Source organism: Aquibium microcysteis (genome assembly GCF_014495845.1).
In the GTDB taxonomy this organism is placed as follows: domain Bacteria; phylum Pseudomonadota; class Alphaproteobacteria; order Rhizobiales; family Rhizobiaceae; genus Aquibium; species Aquibium microcysteis.
Window position 1 is genome coordinate 3585087 of the sequence record NZ_CP061080.1, and the last position, 20477, is coordinate 3605563.

The following is a 20477-nucleotide window of genomic DNA, read 5'->3' on the forward strand; positions in this document are numbered from 1 at the left end:
CTAGCCAAATCCCGATGCCACCCTTGCGCTGTTTGCGACGGGCGATGGCGGTTTGCGACGTCACCCCCGCGACATCGGGGACGACCGCCGAATCCACCTTGAAAACGCCACGGGGTTGGAGAATGGCTTGGCGGCAATCGAGACCATGGAGCAAGGTCGATGCTGTTGGTGAATACCTTCGTCGGAGCCAGCGCGATCGAGGGCGTCGGCGTCTTCGCCGCCGACCCGATCCCAAAGGGGACCCTGATCTGGCGGCTGGAGCCTGACTTCGACCGCCTGATCCCGGTCGAGAAATACGAGAACGCCGAGCCGCGGCTGAAGGAATTCCTGGACCGCTACGCCTACCCGAGCCCCGACAGGCCCGGCTTCATCGTCTACGAAGTCGACAACGGCCGCTTCATGAACCATTCGGACGACCCCAACACCGATTTTTCCGACGCCGGTGGCGCGACGACCATCCGCGACATCGCGGCCGGTGAGGAGCTTACCTGCAACTACGCCGACTTCTACCCGCAGTTCGAGCTGATGCCCACCGCGGAGGCGGCCAGACGCTGATCCGGTCCGCCGGTCGGACCATGCGCTCAGACCATCGGCGGCGCGGCCGAATTGCCTGTGAATCGCGTCCGGGACGGGGCGCGATTTACGGCCGCGGATGTTATCCACCGATCCGGTCGAACCGCCTGGCATGGCGGAATCGAGCGAAAGGGACGTTGCGATGACCGCGCGGACGGTCAGGGAAACGGAATGAAGATCGCGATCGACATGGGGCTGGACGGCGCGGGCAAGCCGGCCACGATGGACCTCGAGGAACTGCTGGCGACCCGCCTGCTCGTGCAGGGCAATTCGGGCTCCGGCAAGTCGCATCTCCTGCGGCGCCTGCTCGAACAGAGCGCGCCCTGGGTGCAGCAGTGCATCATCGATCCCGAAGGCGATTTCGTCACGCTGGCCGACCGGTTCGGCCACCTCGTGGTCGACGCCACCCGCACCGAGGCCGAACTGACGCGCATCGCTTCCCGGGTCCGCCAGCACCGCGTCTCGGTGGTCCTCAACCTGGAAGGTCTGGATTCCGAACAGCAGATGCGCGCTGCGGCCGCCTTCCTGGGAGGCATGTTCGATGCCGAGCGCGACCACTGGTATCCCGTCCTCGTGGTGGTCGACGAGGCCCAGCTCTTCGCCCCGGCCGCGGCCGGCGAAGTGGCCGACGACGCGCGCAAGCTCTCGCTCGGCGCCATGACCAACCTGATGTGCCGCGGCCGCAAGCGCGGGCTCGCCGGTGTCATCGCCACGCAGCGGCTGGCCAAGCTCGCCAAGAACGTCGCCGCCGAGGCCTCCAACTTCCTGATGGGCCGCACCTTTCTCGACATCGACATGGCGCGCGCGGCCGACCTGCTGGGCATGGACAGGCGCCAGGCCGAGATGTTCCGCGATCTGGCCCGCGGCCGCTTCGTGGCGCTCGGTCCGGCGGTGTCGCGCCGGCCCCTGCCCATCGAGATCGGCACGGTCGAGACCGCCGCCCGCTCGACCAGCCCGAAGCTGATGCCGCTGCCCGACACCGCGCCGGAAGCCGCTGCCGACCTGATCTTCACGCCTGGCCCGGAGGAGCTGCGCGCCCCGCCGCGAAGGCCGGCGCCGCCCCAGCCCACGCCGACCGCCGACATCCTGGCGCAGCTCACCGCCTCGCGGCCGCAGCTTCAGCCGCAGCCGGCGAAGGTTGAGGAAGCCTTGCCCGAGGTGGATCAGGCCGAGCGCGAGCGGCTGCTCGGCGCGGTGATGCGCGAGATCCTCGAGGATCCCGACGCCGCCTACCGCTCGGACGCGGTGCTGTATCAGGATTTCCTCGTGCGCTGCCGCATCCGCCGAATTCCGGGCGAGCCACTCCCGCTGCGCGCCTTCCGCCGCGGTCTGGCAGTCGCGCGGGCGGGACTCGACGGCGAGCCGGAGGACGGGTCCGCCTGGCAGACGGCGCTCGAACTGTCGAAGTCCCTGCCCGACGACCTCCAGGGCGTGTTCCTGCTGGTCGCGCGTGCGGCGATCGAGCGAGCGCCCTGTCCGCCCGACGCGGTGATCGCCCGCGCCTACGGCACGCACTCGGCCCGGCGAGCCCGCAAGCTTCTGAGTTTCTTCGAGGAACGGGGGCTTCTGGTGATGCGGACGGATTTCCACGGCAAGCGGATCGCCGCCTTTCCCGACCTCGACTGCGAGACGCGCGCGGGCGACCCCGATGCCCCGGATACGGGGGCGGACCTGCCTCACGCGGCGGAATAAAATCGCGCGGGCGCCGGCGGTTTTGGCGATGGACAAACCCGGTTGATTCTGGTATTTGGCGCCCACTCGCGGCAGAGCGCGCCGCGTGCGGATGCCCCTTTGCCGGGCGCTGCAGCAGATTATCGACCGACAAACCGAACTGGATCGACAGGAACACCCGTGCAGGTACTCGTCCGCGACAACAACGTAGACCAGGCGCTTCGCGCACTGAAGAAGAAAATGCAGCGCGAGGGCATCTTCCGCGAGATGAAGATGCGCGGGCACTACGAGAAGCCGTCGGAGAAGCGTGCCCGCGAAAAGGCCGAGGCCGTGCGTCGCGCTCGCAAGCTCGCTCGCAAGCGCGCCCAGCGCGAAGGCCTCGTCGCTGGCCCGCGCCCGGCGCCGGCACGCTGAGACCGGTCAAGCTTTCGACTTTTTCGGGCGATACCGAAGGTGGCGCGATGCGAATCGCCGCCACCTTTTCTATTTTCGGCCGCGGCTTCCCTTCACCGCGGCCGGGTTTCGGGCGACGGGGACACGTTCGCGGCGAGCGGATCGGGAAACAGATCGAGATGCATGGAATGAAGAGCAACCATCCGGCTTCGCGACGCGCAATCGCGGCAGCCGCGCTGCTGGGCGCAGGTCTCCTCCTGTCGGGGTGCCAGACTTCGTCCGGACCCGCCGCACAGATCGCGTCGATTGATACCGCGCAGGGCTCGGCCGAGAACATCGCCTCGCTGACCGCCGTCATCGAACGCTCGCCGAGCGACCCCAACGCCTACAACGTCCGTGGCTCCGCCTTCGGCAAGGCCGGGCGGTATCCCGAAGCGATCAAGGACTTCGACACGGCAATCCAGCTCAACCCGAACTTCTACCAGGCCTACGCGAACCGCGCCCTGATCTGGCGCTTCTCCGGCGACAACGCCAAATCGCTGCAGGATTACAACCGGGCACTGCAGCTCAACCCGAGCTATGACACGGCCTATATCGGCCGCGGCAACCTCTATCGGCTTGCCGGGCGCCCCACCGAAGCCTTCGCCGACTTCGAGCGTGCCATCAAGCTCGATACTCCGGATCCGCGCGCCTACCACAACCGGGGCCTGCTCTACCAGGCGCAGGGTCAGCACAGCTTCGCGCTGGAGGACTTCTCCACCGCCATCTCCATGGCGCCCGATGCTGCCGAGCCCTATAACGGCCGCGGCGTCTCCTACCTCGCCCTGGGCGACGAGGACAATGCATTCGCCGACTTCAACACCGCCATCAAGCTCGATGAATCCAATGCCGAGGGCTGGGCCAACCAGGCGCTCGTCTACGAGAAGCGCGGCGACAAGGCGCGCGCGCGGCGCTCCTACGAGCAGTCGCTGAGGCTCGATCCCAACTACGCGCCGGCCATCTCCGGGCTCGACCGCACGCGCAGCGGCTGAGGCCGCGCGGTCTGAGCGATCCCCCAGCTGCGGTCGGAACCTTTGCGGGGGACGGGGCATTCCCCGGCCACCAGCAGGAGGTTCGACCCATGTTCAAACGCACTCTACTCGTCGCCGGTGTCATCCTGGCGCTGCCACTCTCCGCCCAGGCGCAGGAAGGCGTCGAACTCGGCGTCCTCGACTGTCTCGTCGAGGGCGGCGCAGGCTTCGTGGTCGGCTCCAGCAAGGATGTGAGCTGCACCTACGATCCCGCCGACGAGGCCCAGCCGGTCGAGCAGTATTTCGGCAACATCTCCAAGTTCGGGCTGGACGTCGGCGTCACCGGCGCCTCCGTCATGCAATGGCTCGTCCTGGCCCCGACCGCCGACGTCTACGAGCCCGGCGCGCTTTCGGGAGACTATGTCGGTGCAAGTGCTCAGGCCACGGCCGGCGTCGGCGTGGGCGCCAACCTGCTCGTCGGAGGATCAGACCAGAGCTTCACCCTGCAACCGCTGAGCGTCCAGGCGCAGACCGGCCTGAACCTCGCTGTCGGCGTGAGCCGTTTCGAGCTCCGCTCCGCGCAGTAATACTACTGGCCTTTACCTTCGACCTTCGCGCCGCCCCTCATCCGCCTGCCGGCACCTTCTCCCCGTAACACGGGGAGAAGAACGCCGTCACCGACGGCTTCGCCAGTCGCAAAGGTCGTCTACCTGGTGCCGATGTCGCGGCCGTGACCCCTTCTCCCCGCTTGCGGGGAGAAGGTGCCGGCAGGCGGATGAGGGGCAGCGCCGAGGGTCAATCGAAAAGACCGCTGGTATAACGGGCGGCGCGTCAGGTCTTGCCGGACCTGGAAAGCGAAAACGCCGCCCCGGTCGTCCGGCGCGGCGTTTCCATCGGGTGGGAGGCAGGCGGTCGGCCTAGTGGTCCATCGCCTTGACGATCTCCTCGGTCATCTTCTTGGCGTCGCCCAGCAGCATCATCGTGCCGTCCTTGTAGAACAGCGTGTTGTCGATACCGGCGTAGCCCGAGCCGAGCGACCGCTTGACGAAGAGGCAGGTGCGCGCCTTGTCGACGTCGAGGATCGGCATGCCGTAGATCGGCGAGGACTTGTCGTCGCGAGCCGACGGGTTGGTCACGTCGTTGGCGCCGATGACATAGGCGACGTCGGCCTGCGCAAACTCCGAATTGATGTCTTCGAGTTCGAAGACCTCGTCATAGGGAACGTTGGCCTCGGCGAGCAGCACGTTCATGTGGCCAGGCATACGGCCGGCGACCGGATGAATCGCGTACTTCACCTCGACGCCGTTGGCCTTGAGCTTGTCGGCGAGTTCCCGCAGTGCATGCTGCGCCTGCGCCACCGCCATGCCGTAGCCGGGCACGATGATCACCTTCTGCGCATTCATCATCAGGTAGGCGGCATCGTCGGCCGCTCCCGTCTTGACCGTGCGCTGGATCCCGTCGTCGCTGCCGGCCGCCGTGGTCTCGCCGCCGAAGCCGCCGAGGATGACCGAAATGAAGGAGCGGTTCATGCCCTTGCACATGATGTAGGACAGGATCGCGCCAGACGAGCCGACCAGCGCGCCGGTGATGATGAGCGCCAGGTTGCCGAGCGTGAAGCCCAGCGCCGCAGCGGCCCAGCCGGAATAGGAGTTGAGCATCGACACGACGACCGGCATGTCGGCACCGCCGATCGGGATGATCAGCAGCACGCCCAGCACCAGCGAGGCGATGACGATCAGCCAGAACACGGCGTAGCTCTCGGTCATGACCAGCATGACGATCAGCACGACCAGCGCCAGCCCGAGTGCCGCGTTGATCAGGTGGCGTCCGGCGATCATGATCGGCTTGCCCGACATGCGCCCGTCGAGCTTCAGGAAGGCGATCACCGAACCCGTGAAAGTGATCGCGCCGATCGCGACGCCGAGGCTCATCTCCACCAGCGCCTGCGCATGAATGTCGCCGATCGTGCCGATGCCGAAGCTCTCGGGTGCGTACATCGCGGCGGCGGCGACCATGACGGCGGCGAGGCCGACCAGCGAGTGGAAGGCTGCGACCAGCTGCGGCATCGACGTCATGGCGATGCGACGGGCCGTGACGGCGCCGATGCCGCCGCCGATGGCAAGGCCGATCACGATCAGCGCGAAACCGCCCATCGAGGGCTTCGCGAGCGCCAGCGTGGTGACGATGGCGATACCCATGCCGACCATGCCGTAAAGGTTGCCCTGGCGGCTGGTCGTCGGGTGCGACAGGCCCCGCAGCGCCATGATGAACAGCACGCCGGAGACGAGGTAGAGGAAGGAGGCGAAGTCGGCGTTCACGTCACTTCTCCTTCTTCTTGTACATGGCCAGCATGCGCTGGGTGACGAGGAAGCCGCCGAAGATGTTGACCGCGGCCAGCACCAGCGCCACGAAGCCGAAGCCCGTGGCCAGCCCCGAGGCCGAGATGCCGACGGCCAGCAGCGCGCCGACGACGATGACGGACGAGATCGCGTTGGTGACGGCCATCAGCGGCGTGTGCAGAGCCGGCGTGACGGACCAGACCACGTAATAGCCGACGAAAATCGCAAGCACGAAGATCGCGAAGCGGAAGACGAAGGGATCGACCGCCCCGCCGGAAACCGCGTGCGCGGCCATGCCGGCGGCGTCCGCGGCGTCCTGCACCTGGTCCAGCGCCAGCCGCGCCGCGGCCGATGCCTGGTCGAGCTGGTCGAGCGCCTGTTCGAGAGCCGTCTTTTCCATCAAACCCCTCCCTCGGACTTGCCCTTGGGCTCGGCACGCCGGGCCGGAGCCTTCTTCTTCGGAGCGGCACCAGCGGCAGCGGCCGTCATATCCGGGTCAGGAGCGGCCTCGTCCAGTTCTTCCGGCGCGGCCGGCCCGACCGGGACGGAGGCGAAATTCGGATGCACGATGGCGCCGTCCCGTGTGAGCATCGTCGCCTTGACGAGTTCGTCGTCGGCCTTGATCGAAAGCGAACCGGTTGCCTTGTCGACGAGGGTCTCCAGAAAGGCCTGCAGGTTGCGCGCATAGAGCAGCGAGGCCGATGCTGCAACCCGGCCCGCCACGTTCAGATGGCCGAGGATCTTCACGTCGTTGGCGGTGGTCACCACTTCGCCCGCGACCGCCCCCTCGACGTTGCCGCCGCGTTCCACGGCAAGATCGACGATCACCGATCCCGGCCGCATCGACCGCACCATGTCGGCAGAGACCAGCCGCGGCGCCGGACGCCCGGGGATCAGCGCGGTGGTGATGACGATGTCCTGCTTGGCGATGTGCTCCGCGACGAGGGCGGCCTGCGCCTTCTTCTCGTCGTCGGTCAGTTCGCGCGCGTAGCCGCCGCTGCCCGACGCATCCTTGAGCGCCTCGGTCATGATGAACTTGGCGCCCAGCGAGGCGACCTGCTCGCCCGCGGCAGCGCGCACGTCGGTCGCAGTGACGACCGCGCCCATGCGCCGCGCGGTGGCGATCGCCTGCAGCCCTGCGACGCCCGCGCCCATGACGAAGACCTTGGCCGCCGGAACGGTGCCGGCCGCCGTCATCATCATCGGCAGCGCGCGGTCATAGGCTGCGGCAGCGTCGATGACGGCCTGGTAGCCGGCGAGGTTCGCCTGGCTCGACAGGACGTCCATGACCTGGGCGCGCGTGATGCGCGGCATGAATTCCATCGCGAAGGCGGTGACGCCCGCCCGAGCCATGGCGGCCACGGAACCTTCGTTGCCATAGGGATCCATCGTGGCGATGACCGCGGCGCCGGACTTGTAGCCCTTCAGCTCCGCATCGCCGGGACGGCGCACGCGCAGCACGATGTCGGCCCGCGCCACGTCGCCCGCCGTGCCGATGCCGGCACCGACCTTTGCATAGTCCTCGTCGGCGATCCGCGAGGCGTGTCCGGCGCCCGCCTCGACGATCACGTCGAGGCCCAGGGCCTTCATGCGCTTTACCGTATCGGGGGAAGCCGCGACGCGCGGTTCCCCCTGCCCTGCTTCGTTTGGTACGAAAACTGTCTGACCCACCGCCTGCTCCTCTCCGGTTGGACCCACGCCTTTCCTCCCGGACGGGAGGACCGACCGGCTCAGCGCGCCAGGTAGGAGGCAGCGGCGACGAGCAGGACGAAGAGGATGGTCGACGAAATGAAGCCGCCGCCGGCGAAGAAGCCGAAAGCCATGGCCACGAGCAGGGCGACGCACAGGATGGTCCCGTACTTGGCCATCGCGATGAACATCGAATACGTCTTCTCGTGCTCCGAATAGTCCATCTCGGCGCCCATTTCGACCGGCCCGGTCGGCGTGTTGTCAGCCATCGGATAACCCCGTTGCAAGATCCTCGTGCGCACATATCGAAAAGCCGCGGCGAGGGCAATGGCACGCGAAGCCGCATCCCGGCCGCCCCTTCAGCAAGGCTGTCCGATCTGATAGGTTCGACGGTGACGGAGCGCTGCCGAGGATCGCCGATGTCGCAATCAAAGCAGACGAAGATGACCGTCGAGGAGTTCTTCGACTGGCAGCAGCGCCAGGACAGGAACTACGAACTCGTCGACGGCGTGCCGGTTCTCACCGTCAAGGCAATGACGGGCGCGAGCCGGCGGCACGACCGCGTAACCGTGAATGCCCTTGCGACACTGCACGCCGCCTTGCGCGGCAAGCCATGCAGCGCCACGACCGACGATCAATCGGTGGTCACCGACCGCGGCACGCGCCGACCCGACATCACCGTCGACTGCGGAAGGGCCGACGACCGGTCCATGTCGACGGCCGATCCGCGCGTCGTCGTCGAGGTCCTGTCGCCGTCGACCATGCGCTACGATCGCTTCCAGAAGCTCGAGGAGTACAAGCGTCACCCGGCGATCAGGGTGATCCTGCTCGTCGATTCAGAGGCGCCGCAGGTGACGGTCTGGCGACGCGTCGACGGCGAATGGACCTATGGGGAGTTGACGGGGCTCGACGCTGTCATCGACCTGCCCGAGATCGACGCGGCGCTGCCGCTGTCGGAACTCTACGCGGACCTGACCTTCGAAGCCTCATCGGGCTGAAGGGCGGGGCGTCCCGTCGGCCGCACGTCATGCCCTCACGCCAGCCAGCGTTTGCGCCGCTTGTAGTGCTTGACGTTCTTGAACGAGCGGCGGCCATCGCCGGCCACGCCGAGATAGAACTCCTTGACGTCCTCGTTGTCGCGCAGCGCGCTGGCGTCGCCGTCGAGCACGATGCGGCCGGATTCGAGGATGTAGCCGTACTTTGCATAGCGCAGCGCGATGTTGGTGTTCTGCTCGGCCAGCAGGAAGGACACGCCCTGCTCCTCGTTGAGCTTGCGCACGATCTCGAAGATCTCCTCGACGAGCTGCGGCGCGAGCCCCATCGAGGGTTCGTCGAGCAGGATCATCTTGGGCCGCGACATCAGCGCCCGGCCGATCGCCGTCATCTGCTGTTCGCCGCCGGACGTGTAGCCGGCCTGGGACGACCGCCTGACGCGCAGGCGCGGAAAGTAGTCGTAGACCATCTCGAGGTCGCGCTTGATGCCCGCCGACCCGTCGCGGCGCGTAAAGGCGCCCGTGAGCAGGTTCTCCTCCACCGTCAGGTGGCCGAAGCAGTGGCGGCCCTCCATCACCTGGATGCAGCCGCGCCGCACGAGGTCGTTGGGCGACAGCGCCTCGACGCGGTCGCCTTCGAACTGGATGTTGCCCTTGGTGACCACCCCGCGCTCGGCATGCAGGAGGTTGGAGATCGCCTTCAGGGTGGTCGTCTTGCCAGCCCCGTTGGCGCCGAGGAGCGCCACGATGCCGCCGCGGGGAACGGTGAGCGACACGCCCTTCAGGACGAGGATCACGTGGTTGTAGATCACCTCGATGTTGTTGACCGCCAGAATGGCGTCCGTCGCGGTCTCGCGCGCGGGGTCGTGCCCGGTGGCACCCGTGTTTTCGGCTGTCATGCGCATCGTTCCTGGAGGAGGGATGGCCCGGCCCGCCGAGGTGGCGGACCGGGCGTTTTCAGCTGCGTCAGTTCGACAGGCAGGGCTCGGTGCGCTCCGGCCAGGGCGCGTTGGCGGCCTTGTATTCTTCGGCCGCCTTCTCCAGCATCGGGCGTACCACCTCGGTCATCGGGGAGAACCAGTCGCCCGACTTCTGCCAGTCCTTGCCGTCCCACTCGACGACATAGACCTGGTGATGGCCGGAGTGATCCGCGCAGGACAGTTTGAGCGTGCCCGCGAAGCCTTCCATGCCCATCTCCTTCAGCCGGGCCTCGTCGACGTTGAGGTTCTCGAGCCCCACGCGCATGTCGGTGGCGTCGATCACCTTCTTGCCCGTCAGTTCCTGCGCGCGGCGGATGCCTTCCGCGATCAGCATCGAATTGTAGACGCCGCGGTTGTAGAGGTTGTCGGCGAACTTGGCCGGATCGACCTGACTCTTGCCCGCATCGACGACGTACTTCTTGATGTCCTGGATGACCGGATAGTCGCTGCCCACCCCGTGGAAGTTCAGCGTGCGGTAGCCCTTGGCATCCTCGCCGCCGGCTGCCGCATCGTCATTGCCGCCCGACCACCACACGCCGTAGAACTTGTCCATCGGATAGCGGATCTTGACGGCTTCCTTGACCGCGGTCGGGTTCATCGCGCCCCAGCCCCACATGATCATGTAGTCCGGACGGTCCCGGCGCACGTTGAGCCACTGCGACGACTGGTTCTGCATCTCCTTGCCGGGAACCGGATAGAGGGTGAGCTCGAAGCCGTACTGCCTGGAGAAATCCTCCAGCAGCGGGATCGCCTCCTTGCCGTAGCCGGCGTCGAGGTAGATGTAGCCGATCTTCTTGCCCTTGAGGCTCTCCAGCCCGCCCTCGCGCCGCGCGATGTCGGCGACGATCGCCGAAGCGCCGTCCCAATAGGTCGCGGGCGGGTTGAACACCCAGGGGAAGACGTTGCCGACGGCTGCGGCCGACAGGCCATAGGCCATCGACAGCACCGGAATCTTGTCGACCCCCGCCTTCGGGATGACCTGGAGCGTGATGCCCGTCGAATAGGGCGAGATCACCAGCGGGTTCTTGGCCTTGACCTGCTCGTAGCACTCCACGCCCTTCTGCGTGTCGTAGCCGGTCTCGCACTCCTCGATGGCGATCCTGACGCCGTTGATACCGCCGTCGCGCTCGTTGAGCATCGTCAGGTAGTCGCTCATGCCGTTGGCGATCGGAATGCCCGACCCGGCGAAGGGACCCGTCCGGTAGCTGAACAGCGGCACGTAGACGCTGTCCTCGGCGAAGACGGGCAGCGCCGCCGTCGATGCCATGGCGGCGAGGATGCCGCCGGCGATCAGCGATTTCAGTCTCATGTCGTTCCTCCCGTTGCACTGGCCGCTAGGCCGTGTGTGAGCCTCTTCCTCCAGCAGGATCCGGTCGAGGCTCGAAACCCGGATCGTAGGCTGTCGTCCTGCTCGAGCAGGCATTGTTCCGGCGCGGCCCTCACGCGTAGGGGAAGGGCCACACCCTGAGCTTCTCCTTGCCGATCTGCCACAGCCGCGCCAGACCATGCGGCTCCAGGATCAGGAACGCCACGATCAGCGCCCCCACGATCATCGAGGTGATGTGAAAGGCGGTCTCGGCTGCGATCGGAATTCCGATCAGCGGCGGCCCGGCGCGCAGGATGATCGGCAGCGCCCAGATGAAGGCCGCGCCGAAGAAGCAGCCGACGAGCGAGCCCAGCCCGCCCAGGATCGCCATGAACAGGACCTGGAAGGACAGGGTGATGGAAAAGGCCGACGGCTCCGCGGCGCCGAGATAGAAGAACACGAACATCGCGCCCGCCACCCCGCAGAGATAGGACGAGACGGCGAAGGCCGAGAGCTTGGCGTAAAGCGGGCGAACGCCCATCAGTTCGGCGGCGATGTCCATGTCGCGGATCATCATCCACTGCCGCCCGATGCGCCCGCGTAAGAGGTTCTTCACCAGGACGGTGAGCAGGATGACAATGGCGAGCACCGTGAAGTAGCGCGGCACGCTCCCTGCCGACGCACCCGTGACCATGGTTCCGAACAGGTCCCGGCCGGGCACCTCGATCGCGCCCGAGGCATTGTAGTTGTAGAGCCAGGGGATGCGGATGAAGCACCATTCGAGGAAGAACTGCGCCGCCAGCGTCGTCACCGCCAGATAGAGCCCCTTGATCCGCAGCGACGGCAGGCCGAAGATCATGCCGATACCCGCGGCGGCGAAGCCCGACAGCAGGACGTGCACGACGATCGGGACGTCGGGAAAGATCGTCGTCAGCTTGTAGCAGGCATAGGCGCCGACCCCCATGAAGCCGCCGGTCCCGAGCGACAGCTGGCCGGCATAGCCCGTCAGGACGTTGAGCCCGATCGTGGCGAGCGCCAGGATGAGGAAGGGGATGGCGATCGCCGACAGGAAGAAGTCGTTGGCGACGAACGGGACGACGAAGATGGCGACGCCGAGGATGACGGCGACGCCGATGCGGTCCTGCAGGATCGGAAAGACCTGCTGGTCGGCCGCGTAGGACGTCTTGAACTGCCCTGCCTCGCGATAGAACATGGCGCCGCTCCCCCTCAGACCCGTTCGATGATGCGTTCGCCGAACAGGCCCTGCGGCCTGAACAGCAGGAAGACCAGCGCGATCATGTAGGCGAGCCAGCTCTCGATGCCGCCGCCGACCAGCGGTCCCCAGTAGATCTCGCCGATCTTTTCGCCGATGCCGATGATCAGCCCGCCGACGATGGCGCCGGGGACCGAGGTGAAGCCGCCGAGGATCAGCACCGGCAGCGCCTTCAGCGCCACGATCTCCAGCGCAAAGGAGACGTCGGACCGCGCGCCCCACATGATGCCCGTGGCGAGCGCCACGATGCCGGCCGCGAACCAGACGATCGCCCAGATCTGGTTGAGCGAGATGCCGACCGACTGGGCCGCCTGGTGATCGTCGGCCACGGCCCGCAGCGCCCGACCGATGCGCGTCTTGTTGAAGAACAGCGCGAGCGCCGCGACCATGATGATGGCGATGACGGCGGCCGCGATGTCGATGTGCTGAAGGATGACGAGCCCGCGTTCGCCGATTTCGATCTCGGTCGAGCCGGTGGGCAGGCCGAGTTCCTCCGTGATCATCTTCTTCGGCTCGCCGCCGAAGACGAACTCGCCGAGACCGATCAGGAAGTAGGTCATGCCGATGGTCGACATCAGCAGGATGATGTCGGGCTGGTTGACCAGCGGACGCATCACGAAGCGCTCGACGGCGATGGCCAGCACCGCCATGACGCCGATGGCCAGGACCAGCGCCAGGTAGGCCGGCACGCCCGCCTCGTGCAGGCCCACGAGGGTGAGGCCGGCGAAGACCACCATGATGCCCTGGGCGAAGTTGAAGACGCCCGAGGCCTTGAAGATGAGGACGAAGCCGAGCGCGATCAGCGCGTAGAGGACGCCGGCCACGAAGCCTTCCCAGATCACCTGCAGCAGGAAGTCCGGCATGTCCGCCATCTGGACGAAGGGGTCGACGAAGATCTGGTAGAGCACGGTCCCCTCCTAGTGCGAAACGCCGAGATAGGCGTCGATGACGTCCTGACTGGACTTGACCTCGTCGGGCGTGCCGTCGCCGATCTTGCGGCCGTAATCCAGCACCACCACCCGGTCGGAGATGTCCATCACCACGCCCATGTCGTGCTCGATCAACGCGATCGTCGTGCCGAACTGGGCGTTGACGTCGAGGATGAAGCGGCTCATGTCCTCCTTCTCCTCGAGATTCATCCCCGCCATGGGCTCGTCGAGAAGCAGAAGCGATGGCTCGGCCGCCAGCGCACGTCCCAGTTCCACCCGCTTCTGCAGGCCGTAGGGCAGCCGCCCCACCGGCGTCTTGCGGATGTGCTGGATCTCGAGGAAATCGATGATCTCCTCCACCTTGCGCCGGTTGTCGATCTCCTCCCGCAGCGCGGGCCCGTAGTAGATCAGCTGCCAGAAGAAATTGCGGTGCATGGCGAGCGTCCGGCCGGCCATGATGTTGTCGAGCGTCGACATGCCCTTGAACAGCGCCACGTTCTGGAATGTCCGCGCGATGCCGGACGCGGCGGCCTCGTAGGGTGCGATCTTCTGGCGCTCCTTGCCGCGGAACACGATCGAGCCTTCCTGCGGCGTGTAGAAGCCGTTGATGACGTTGAGCATCGAGGTCTTGCCGGCGCCGTTCGGACCGATGATCGCTCGGATCTCGCCCTTGCGGATGTCGAAGGAGATGTCGCTGATCGCCTTCACGCCGCCGAAGCGCAGCGACACGTTGCGCACGTCGAGCAGGACGTCGCCCTTGGCAATGCCGTCGGCGTCCGGGAGCGTTGCCCGGGGATCGACGTGACTGTTCATTCTGCGGCCTCCCTCACGGGTGCGGCGGCGACGCCGAAGACCGGAGCGTCGACGATGCGCACCGTCGCCCGGACACGTCCCTTTCGGCCGTCCTCGAACGTCATTTCCGTCTCCACGTATTTCTCGGTCGAGCCGTCGTAGAGCGCTTCGATCAGTTCCCCGTAGCGCTCGGCGATGAAGGACCGCCGGACCTTCTGCGTGCGCGTCAGTTCGCCGTCGTCCGCGTCGAGTTCCTTGTGCAGGACGAGGAAGCGGCGGATCTGCGAGGCCGCCATCATGGGCTCCTGCGCGAGCTTGCGGTTCGCCGCTTCGACGTGGCTGCCGACGATCCGGTAGACCTCGGGATGGTTGGCGAGTTCCTGGTAGGAGGCGTAGGAGACATTGTTGCGCTCCGCCCAGCTACCAACCGACTGAAGATCGATGTTGATGAAGGCCGCGCAGAAGTCGCGCCCGTCGCCGAAGGCGACCGCTTCCTTGATGTCGGGAAAGAACTTGAGCGTGTTCTCGACGTATTTGGGGGCGAAGAGTCCGCCGGTCCTGAGCCGGCCGACGTCCTTCGCGCGATCGATGATCTTGAGGTGCCCCTCCGGGTCGATGAAGCCCGCATCGCCCGTGTGGACCCAGCCGTCCGGCGTCTTGGTGGCGCGCGTGGCCTCCTCGTTCTTGTAGTATCCGACGAAAGTGCCTTCGGACCGGTACAGCACCTCGCCGCTATCGGCGATCCTGAGTTCCACGCCAGGAGAGGGAACGCCCACCGTGTCGGCGCGGATGTTGCCGTCCGGCTGCGCGGTGATGTAGACGCAGGCCTCAGTCTGCCCGTAAAGCTGTTTGAGGTTGAGCCCGATCGACCGGTAGAAGCGGAACAGCTCCGGCCCGATCGCCTCGCCGGCGGTGTAGGCGACCCTCAGCCGCGTCATGCCCATCCGGTTCTTCAGCGGCCCATAGACGAGAATCTCGCCGAGGAAATACCGGACCCGGTCGAGCAGCCCCACCGGCTCGCCGTTCAGGATCTTCTCTCCCACCTTTCGGGCATGCGCGAGATAGTGGTCGAACATCCGCTTCTTCAGCCGTCCGGCGTCCTCCATCCGCACCATCAGAGCGGTGAGCAGACCTTCGAAGACACGCGGCGGCGCGAAGAAGTAGGTCGGAGCGATCTCCCGTCGATCTTCCGTCACGGTTTCCGGGCTCTCCGGACAGGAGACGCAGAAGCCTGCCGTATAGGATTGCGTATAGGAGAAGACGTGGTCGCCGACCCAGGCCAGCGGCAGGTAGGCGATGATGTCCTCGTCGGGTCCGAGCCTGTCGAAGGCGTTGCCGTGCAGCGCCGACTTCACGAGGTTGTCGTTGGACAGCATCACGCCCTTCGGCCGTCCCGTCGTCCCGGACGTATACAGGATGACGCCGAGATCGCCGCCGCTGCCCTGATCCACCGAGGCCTGCCATGTCGCGAGGGCGTCCGGCGACGTGTCGATGGCCGTCTTCCCCCTTTCCTGCACCTCCTCGAATCCGTGCAGGTGCGTGTGGTCGTAGTCGCGCAGACCGCGCGTCTCGTCGTAGACGATCTCCTTCAGGGACGGCACTTTCTCGGCGATCGAAAGAAGCTTGTCGACCTGCTCCTGGTCCTCGACCACGGCGAAGCGAACTTCGGCGTGGTCGAGCACGTAGGCGATCTCCTCCGCGACCGAATCGGCATAGACCGGGACCGGGATGGCGCCGAGAGACTGGATCGCGGCGAAACTCCAGTAGAGCCGCGGCCGGTTCGACCCGACCACCGCGACCTTGTCGCCCCGCTTCAGGCCGATCGCCGAGAGCCCGATGGCGAAGCGGCGCACCTCCTCGAGCTGCTGCCTCCACGTCCAGCCCTGCCAGATGCCGAGGTCCTTGTGCCGCATGGCGGGACGATCGGCGTAACGCTCGGCGTTCAGCACGAGGTATTTCGGAAATGTATCGAGCATGGTGCCGGCTTTAGCCTTGGCAAGCATCTCCAGCGTTCCTCCCGGGACCCCGCCTTGTTGTCCGGCAGTTGGTCCGATGTTTATGACCCGGCATGTCCCCGCATGCAAGTTGGCTGTGCAACCATGCCGCGCCCGATGCGCTCCTGCCCCTGGGCGGCGGGACATCTCCCATGACCGACGCTCCCATGTCGCACCCCCGGAAGCAACTTCGCGATTGACAGACGCAGGTGCCTTTGCTCTGCTAGCGATGCGCCCTTCGCGCCGGCCAACACCCTGAAATCATTGTTTTCGGTTCACCGCGCGACCCTTCGGCGGGTCGTCCGCGCCGATCAGGATTCGTAGCGTTTCAGGGTTTCGAGATCGATCACCCGGATACGGCCGTGCTCCAGGGCAATCAGCTTCTCGTCGGCCAGTTCCTGCAGCGAACGGTTGGCGACCGCCCTCGACACGCCGGCGAGCAGCCCGAGTTCCTCCTGCGAAATCGCGATCTCGGTGCGGACATGGGGATAGAGCACCGGGTTGAAGAACCACGACAGGTGACGGGCCACCCGCGCGCGAGGGCCGAGGATGCGGTCATGCTCGATGGTGGCGATGAACTGTCCGACCCGCTCGTTCAGCTGGCGCACGAGGAAGCGGTTGAACCCCTTGCTGTTTTCGTAGAGCCAGTCGAACGTGCCCCGGTTGAGCATGGCCAGGCGCGTCTCGCGGATGGCGACCACGTCGTACTGGCGCGGCTCGCCCTTCAGCACGGACCCTTCTCCGAACCAGCTTCCGGTGGTGACGCCTGCGAAGGTCATCGGCTTGCCGCCGCGCGAAATTGCCGACACCTTCACGAGACCTTCGAGCACGCCGGTCCAGTAGTCGAGCCTGTCGCCGCGGTGGCAGACATAGGCGCCTTTCGCGAAGCTGCGCTCGGTGAGGCCCCGCGCAGCGCGCTCGATCTCGTCCTCGGTCAGCTCGCTGGCCCAGATGGCGGTGCGTACGGTCTCTTCGCGTGGGTTCATCATGCCTCATCGCCGGCGCCGTTCCGGACGGGGCGCTGCCAGGCAAGCTTATGCCTCTCCACCGCTGCGATACAAGCCGACGGATGACCGCCGGCGGGTCCGCTCAGGCGGCGTTCTTCAGATAGCGCGCCGTCGGCAGAATCGTCAGCGATCCCACCTCGCCTTTCGCGGCGCGCCCGAACAGCAGGCGACGCTCCAACGCTGTCGACCGGAAGAACGGAAACCGTTCCAGCGTCGGCTGCATGTTGGTGGCGCAGGGGGAGTCGTAGAGCATCACGTTGACCGTGAACGACGGATGCGGTCGCGGATCGCCGACCTGTTCGGCTCCGAACACGCGCTTGTAGAAAGCCGTATGATCGTTGCGGATGACGCAGATGCAGCTGGTGGTATCGAAATAGGTGTTGGCGACCACCGCAAGCCGCAGAGTCACGTAGGGAAGCGCGCGATAGACGGTCGCGTAGTAGGGGTCCGCGGCGAACATCGTCGGGTTGATGAAGGTCTCGCCCCGCTCCAGCCGCGGTGCGATGACGTCTCCGAACACGTCCATGACGGACGAATAGGGCATCTCCCGAGTCAGGTGATGGAGCCGGACCGTGCTCACCAGTTCGTTGTCGAGCCACACGCCGAACCGGTAGCAGTTGGGCGATTCGTCGTAGCGGTCCGTCGTCGTGCGTTCGGCCGTCGTGGGTACCGTGCCGTGGTTTCTGTAGGCCTTATAGCGAAGCCGGTAGACTGCCTCGAGATCCTCGCCCTTCTCGCAGCGCCTGTACTCGGCACGCTCCAGCAGTGCCGCTACGCTGTCTGCGAAGGCCGAGCCTCCGACGTTCCGCACCAGAGCGGTGGGCCGTTCGAGTTTGCCGCTCTCCACTGCCACGGTCATTTCGCCTGGTCCCCGTACACGTGTTGCCTGCCTGAAACGTACCCTAAGGTTGCGCGCAGTAAAGCTGAAACTTCGTCCGACTTCGTTTACCTTCCGTTAACCTTAATGCGGGGCGCCTTCAATGCCGGTGGTCGGACTTTTCAATCCTGGAGTGTGCCTCGGTGGAGACCTTGTCGTGAGTGGGGGGTGCCGGGTGCGGCCTCCCGGCGGATGCAGGCCGGCGCAGCGGCGCCTTCCGCAAGGGCGGAGCGACTTCGGATCATGGGGCCGGCAAAGGCCGCGACGGATGGCGGACCCGGTTTCCCGAGGCGCTGGAAGCGGACGGACCTGACGGTCGGCTAGCGACCCGCGAACAACCGCAGCCGCGAGATGTCCTCCCCGAACGGGACTGTCGTCTTGGACATCGCCTCTATACCCGAAGCGCTGAGCGCCGCGCCGAAGAGGAAGCCCTGGAGGAGGTCGGGCTTCACGCGCGACGACAGGAGCTTGAGCTGCTCGAACGTCTCCACGCCTTCGATGGTGATGGTCAATCCCAGCTTGCGCGACAGCGAGACGATGCCGCACAGCAATTCCAGCGACCTGTCGTCCGACGTGATGTCCTGCAGGAACGACCGGTCGATCTTCACCTTGTCGAGCGGCAGCGTGTGCAGATAGCTGAGGCTCGAGTAGCCGGTACCGAAATCGTCGAGGGCGATGTGCACGCCGAGACCGCGGATCTGCTCGAGGTAGGTCCGCGTCGAAAGCTTGTCGTCGAGGATCGCGGTCTCGGTCACCTCGACCTCGAGCCGGTGCGGCGGCAGACCGCTGTCGGCGAGCGCGTCGCGCACGTGATCGACGATGCCGGCGGAGCGGAAGTCGCGGGCCGAAAGGTTGACGGAGACGCCGATGGGCTCCGGCCATTTGGCGCATTCCTCGCAGGCCGCCCTCAGCACCTGGATGCTGATGTCGGAGATGATGCCCATCTCCTCGGCAAGCGGGATGAAGACGCCCGGCGACACGGCGCCGAGTTCGGGATGATCCCACCGGCAGAGCGCCTCGCAGGTCACCACGGACATGTTCTTGATGTCGATGATCGGCTGGAACACCACGCGCAGGGCTCCGGCCTGCACGGCATTGCGAAGGTCGGCCTTGAGGATCTGCTTCTGGCGGAAGGCCGCGTCCATCGTCGCCTCGAACAGCCGCCAACTGTTCTTGCCCGTCTCCTTGGCCTCGTACAGCGCGAGGTCGGCCTTGACGATCATGCCCTCGGCATCGTCGTAGCTGACCGGCAGGAACACCGCCCCGGCGCTGAACTGGGCGCGCAGTGCATGACCTGCCACGTCGACTTCTTCCTGAAGGCCCTCGAAGATGCCGTCGAGCAGCATGCTGAGGTGGTTCTCGTCCTCGATCCTGTCGAAGTAGATGACGAATTCGTCGCCGCCGAACCGGCTGATCTTCACGTCGTCGTCCGCGAAGAAGGCGAGCTTCTCGGCGATGGCATAGATCAGCCCGTCGCCCACCGGATGTCCGAGCGTGTCGTTGATGCTCTTGAAGTCGTCGAGGTCGAAGATCGCCAGCGCGCACAGCCTTTCGCGGTCGCCCGTGACCATGCATTCTGCGACGATCTCGTGGAAATAGGCGCGATTGGGCAGGCCGGTGAGACTGTCGTAGCGCGCCATGGTGCGGATCTTCTCTTCCGCCTGCACGCGGGACGTGACGTCCTCGAAGGTGATGACGCTGAGCTCGTCGCTGCCCTCGCGCGCGGAAAACTCGAGGCAGCGGCCGTTGGTGAGGGTGACGAGAAGCTTGCGGCCGCATCCTTCCCGCAGCGCCAGCGTCAGCTGCGCCTCGATGAAGCTGCAGTCGCGCCGGCTGATCAGGCCACCCGCAGCACCGCGCAGCAGCAGCGCCTTGAGGCTGCGCCCGATGAGCCTGTCGGTCTTCGCGACGCCGATCAGTTCGGCCGCCTCGGCATTCGCCACGATCACCCGGCTGTCAGGGCCGAGCATCACCAGTCCGTGTGTCATGGTGTTGAGGGCGCGGTCGAATCGCTGCGCGAGCTTCGTGGCCTTCTTCTGCTCGCTGATGGCGGTGAAGAGCACGTCGCGCACCAGCTCCGCCAGCTTCATGATGATGATCATGAACGGGATGATGAACAGGCCGAGCACGAAATTGTAGATATCGGCCTTCAGCATCAGCGCGAGAGCGATCGGCCCGATCGTGGTCAGCGAGAGAATCGCAACCATCTTCCTGGAGCCGTAGTTGCGCCCGGCGATGGTGATGGCGCCACCCATCGCGACCGAGACGGCCGCCAGCTCGGCGAACTCGTCGGAGTAGAGATAGACGGCGCAGAAGGAGAACAGGCCGATGACGGCGCCCTGCACGGTGCCGGCGATGATGTAGTAGCGCTCGCGCGCCACGGCAGTGTTGATTTCCGTGATCGACTCGGCCTGCACCTGCCGCATCGCCACGTAGCGATACAGGCCGGCGAACAGCATCAGCACCGTCAGCACGAGATAGACCGGCTCGTTGCTGCGCAGGTATACCATCAAGCCCATGATGCCATGGCAGCAGGCGCCGATCAGCAGGATGCCAGGGTCGAGGAAGAGCGACCTGACGAACCCGACGTACACGTCTTCCGGAATGGTGTCCTTGCTGTGCTTCACTGCGGGCGACCGATTGGTATGCGAA

19 protein-coding genes are annotated in these 20477 nt (G+C 66.0%); 6 read left to right on the forward strand and 13 right to left on the reverse strand.

Annotated features, from left to right (window positions below; genetic code table 11):
• Positions 1–159: 159 nt before the first annotated feature.
• The 5 genes from IAI54_RS16665 (at position 160) to IAI54_RS16685 (ending at position 4234) form a co-directional block, all read left to right on the forward strand.
• The gene (locus tag IAI54_RS16665; RefSeq protein WP_187968269.1) at positions 160–555 is read left to right on the forward strand and encodes an SET domain-containing protein; all 396 of its coding nucleotides are present in this window, start codon (positions 160–162) and stop codon (positions 553–555) included.
• A gap of 189 nt (positions 556–744) precedes the next feature.
• Positions 745–2265: a helicase HerA domain-containing protein gene (locus tag IAI54_RS16670; protein ID WP_187968270.1), complete on the forward strand. Its 1521-nt coding sequence runs from the start codon at positions 745–747 to the stop codon at positions 2263–2265.
• Between the two features lie 159 nt (positions 2266–2424).
• Positions 2425–2658 carry a 30S ribosomal protein S21 gene (rpsU, locus tag IAI54_RS16675; RefSeq protein ID WP_187968271.1) on the forward strand — a complete coding sequence of 78 codons (234 nt, stop codon included), beginning with the start codon at positions 2425–2427 and terminating at the stop codon, positions 2656–2658.
• Positions 2659–2816: 158 nt separating this feature from the next.
• Positions 2817–3668 carry a tetratricopeptide repeat protein gene (locus IAI54_RS16680; RefSeq protein ID WP_187968272.1) on the forward strand — a complete coding sequence of 284 codons (852 nt, stop codon included), beginning with the start codon at positions 2817–2819 and terminating at the stop codon, positions 3666–3668.
• An 89-nt stretch (positions 3669–3757) separates the two neighbouring features.
• Positions 3758–4234: a DUF992 domain-containing protein gene (locus IAI54_RS16685; RefSeq protein ID WP_187968273.1), complete on the forward strand. Its 477-nt coding sequence runs from the start codon at positions 3758–3760 to the stop codon at positions 4232–4234.
• A gap of 330 nt (positions 4235–4564) precedes the next feature.
• Here IAI54_RS16685 and IAI54_RS16690 read toward each other — a convergent pair whose 3' ends face one another.
• The 4 genes from IAI54_RS16690 to IAI54_RS16705 are packed head-to-tail and all read right to left on the reverse strand — an operon-like array spanning position 4565 to position 7944.
• Entirely contained in the window at positions 4565–5965 is a 1401-nt protein-coding gene (locus tag IAI54_RS16690; protein ID WP_187968274.1) for an NAD(P)(+) transhydrogenase (Re/Si-specific) subunit beta, read from the reverse strand.
• A 1-nt stretch (position 5966) separates the two neighbouring features.
• Positions 5967–6386 carry an NAD(P) transhydrogenase subunit alpha part 2 gene (locus IAI54_RS16695; protein WP_187968275.1) on the reverse strand — a complete coding sequence of 140 codons (420 nt, stop codon included), beginning with the start codon at positions 6384–6386 and terminating at the stop codon, positions 5967–5969.
• On the reverse strand, positions 6386–7657 hold the full coding sequence (locus tag IAI54_RS16700) for a Re/Si-specific NAD(P)(+) transhydrogenase subunit alpha (RefSeq protein WP_187968276.1): 1272 nt from the start codon (positions 7655–7657) through the stop codon (positions 6386–6388). The genes IAI54_RS16695 and IAI54_RS16700 overlap by 1 nt, the downstream gene beginning before the upstream one ends.
• 59 nt (positions 7658–7716) lie before the next feature.
• Positions 7717–7944, reverse strand: coding sequence for an aa3-type cytochrome c oxidase subunit IV (locus tag IAI54_RS16705; RefSeq protein ID WP_187968277.1), 228 nt, complete (start codon positions 7942–7944; stop codon positions 7717–7719).
• 150 nt (positions 7945–8094) lie between these two features.
• Between IAI54_RS16705 and IAI54_RS16710 the strand changes: the two genes are divergently transcribed.
• Positions 8095–8673 carry a Uma2 family endonuclease gene (locus tag IAI54_RS16710; protein WP_187968278.1) on the forward strand — a complete coding sequence of 193 codons (579 nt, stop codon included), beginning with the start codon at positions 8095–8097 and terminating at the stop codon, positions 8671–8673.
• A 35-nt stretch (positions 8674–8708) separates the two neighbouring features.
• On the opposite strand, the gene IAI54_RS16715 is transcribed toward IAI54_RS16710, so the two are convergent.
• The 9 genes from IAI54_RS16715 to IAI54_RS16755 all read right to left on the reverse strand — a co-directional run bounded on the left by IAI54_RS16715 (position 8709) and on the right by IAI54_RS16755 (position 20452).
• Positions 8709–9566, reverse strand: a complete 858-nt coding sequence (locus IAI54_RS16715) for an ABC transporter ATP-binding protein (protein ID WP_187968279.1) — start codon at positions 9564–9566, stop codon at positions 8709–8711.
• 67 nt (positions 9567–9633) lie between these two features.
• Positions 9634–10956, reverse strand: a complete 1323-nt coding sequence (locus IAI54_RS16720; RefSeq protein WP_187968280.1) for an ABC transporter substrate-binding protein — start codon at positions 10954–10956, stop codon at positions 9634–9636.
• Positions 10957–11086: 130 nt separating this feature from the next.
• Complete coding sequence (locus tag IAI54_RS16725) at positions 11087–12166, reverse strand: branched-chain amino acid ABC transporter permease (RefSeq protein WP_187968281.1); 1080 nt, start codon at positions 12164–12166, stop codon at positions 11087–11089.
• Positions 12167–12180: 14 nt separating this feature from the next.
• Positions 12181–13134: a branched-chain amino acid ABC transporter permease gene (locus IAI54_RS16730; RefSeq protein WP_187968282.1), complete on the reverse strand. Its 954-nt coding sequence runs from the start codon at positions 13132–13134 to the stop codon at positions 12181–12183.
• Between the two features lie 9 nt (positions 13135–13143).
• Positions 13144–13968, reverse strand: coding sequence for an ABC transporter ATP-binding protein (locus tag IAI54_RS16735; protein WP_187968283.1), 825 nt, complete (start codon positions 13966–13968; stop codon positions 13144–13146).
• Positions 13965–15950: an AMP-binding protein gene (locus tag IAI54_RS16740; protein WP_187968284.1), complete on the reverse strand. Its 1986-nt coding sequence runs from the start codon at positions 15948–15950 to the stop codon at positions 13965–13967. Before IAI54_RS16740 ends, IAI54_RS16735 begins: the two co-directional genes overlap by 4 nt.
• 302 nt (positions 15951–16252) lie before the next feature.
• The gene (locus IAI54_RS16745) at positions 16253–16927 is read right to left on the reverse strand and encodes a Crp/Fnr family transcriptional regulator (protein WP_187973196.1); all 675 of its coding nucleotides are present in this window, start codon (positions 16925–16927) and stop codon (positions 16253–16255) included.
• A 103-nt stretch (positions 16928–17030) separates the two neighbouring features.
• Positions 17031–17807, reverse strand: a complete 777-nt coding sequence (locus IAI54_RS16750) for an N-acyl amino acid synthase FeeM domain-containing protein (protein WP_235679076.1) — start codon at positions 17805–17807, stop codon at positions 17031–17033.
• 338 nt (positions 17808–18145) lie between these two features.
• Positions 18146–20452, reverse strand: coding sequence for a putative bifunctional diguanylate cyclase/phosphodiesterase (locus IAI54_RS16755; protein WP_187968285.1), 2307 nt, complete (start codon positions 20450–20452; stop codon positions 18146–18148).
• Positions 20453–20477 lie beyond the last annotated feature (25 nt).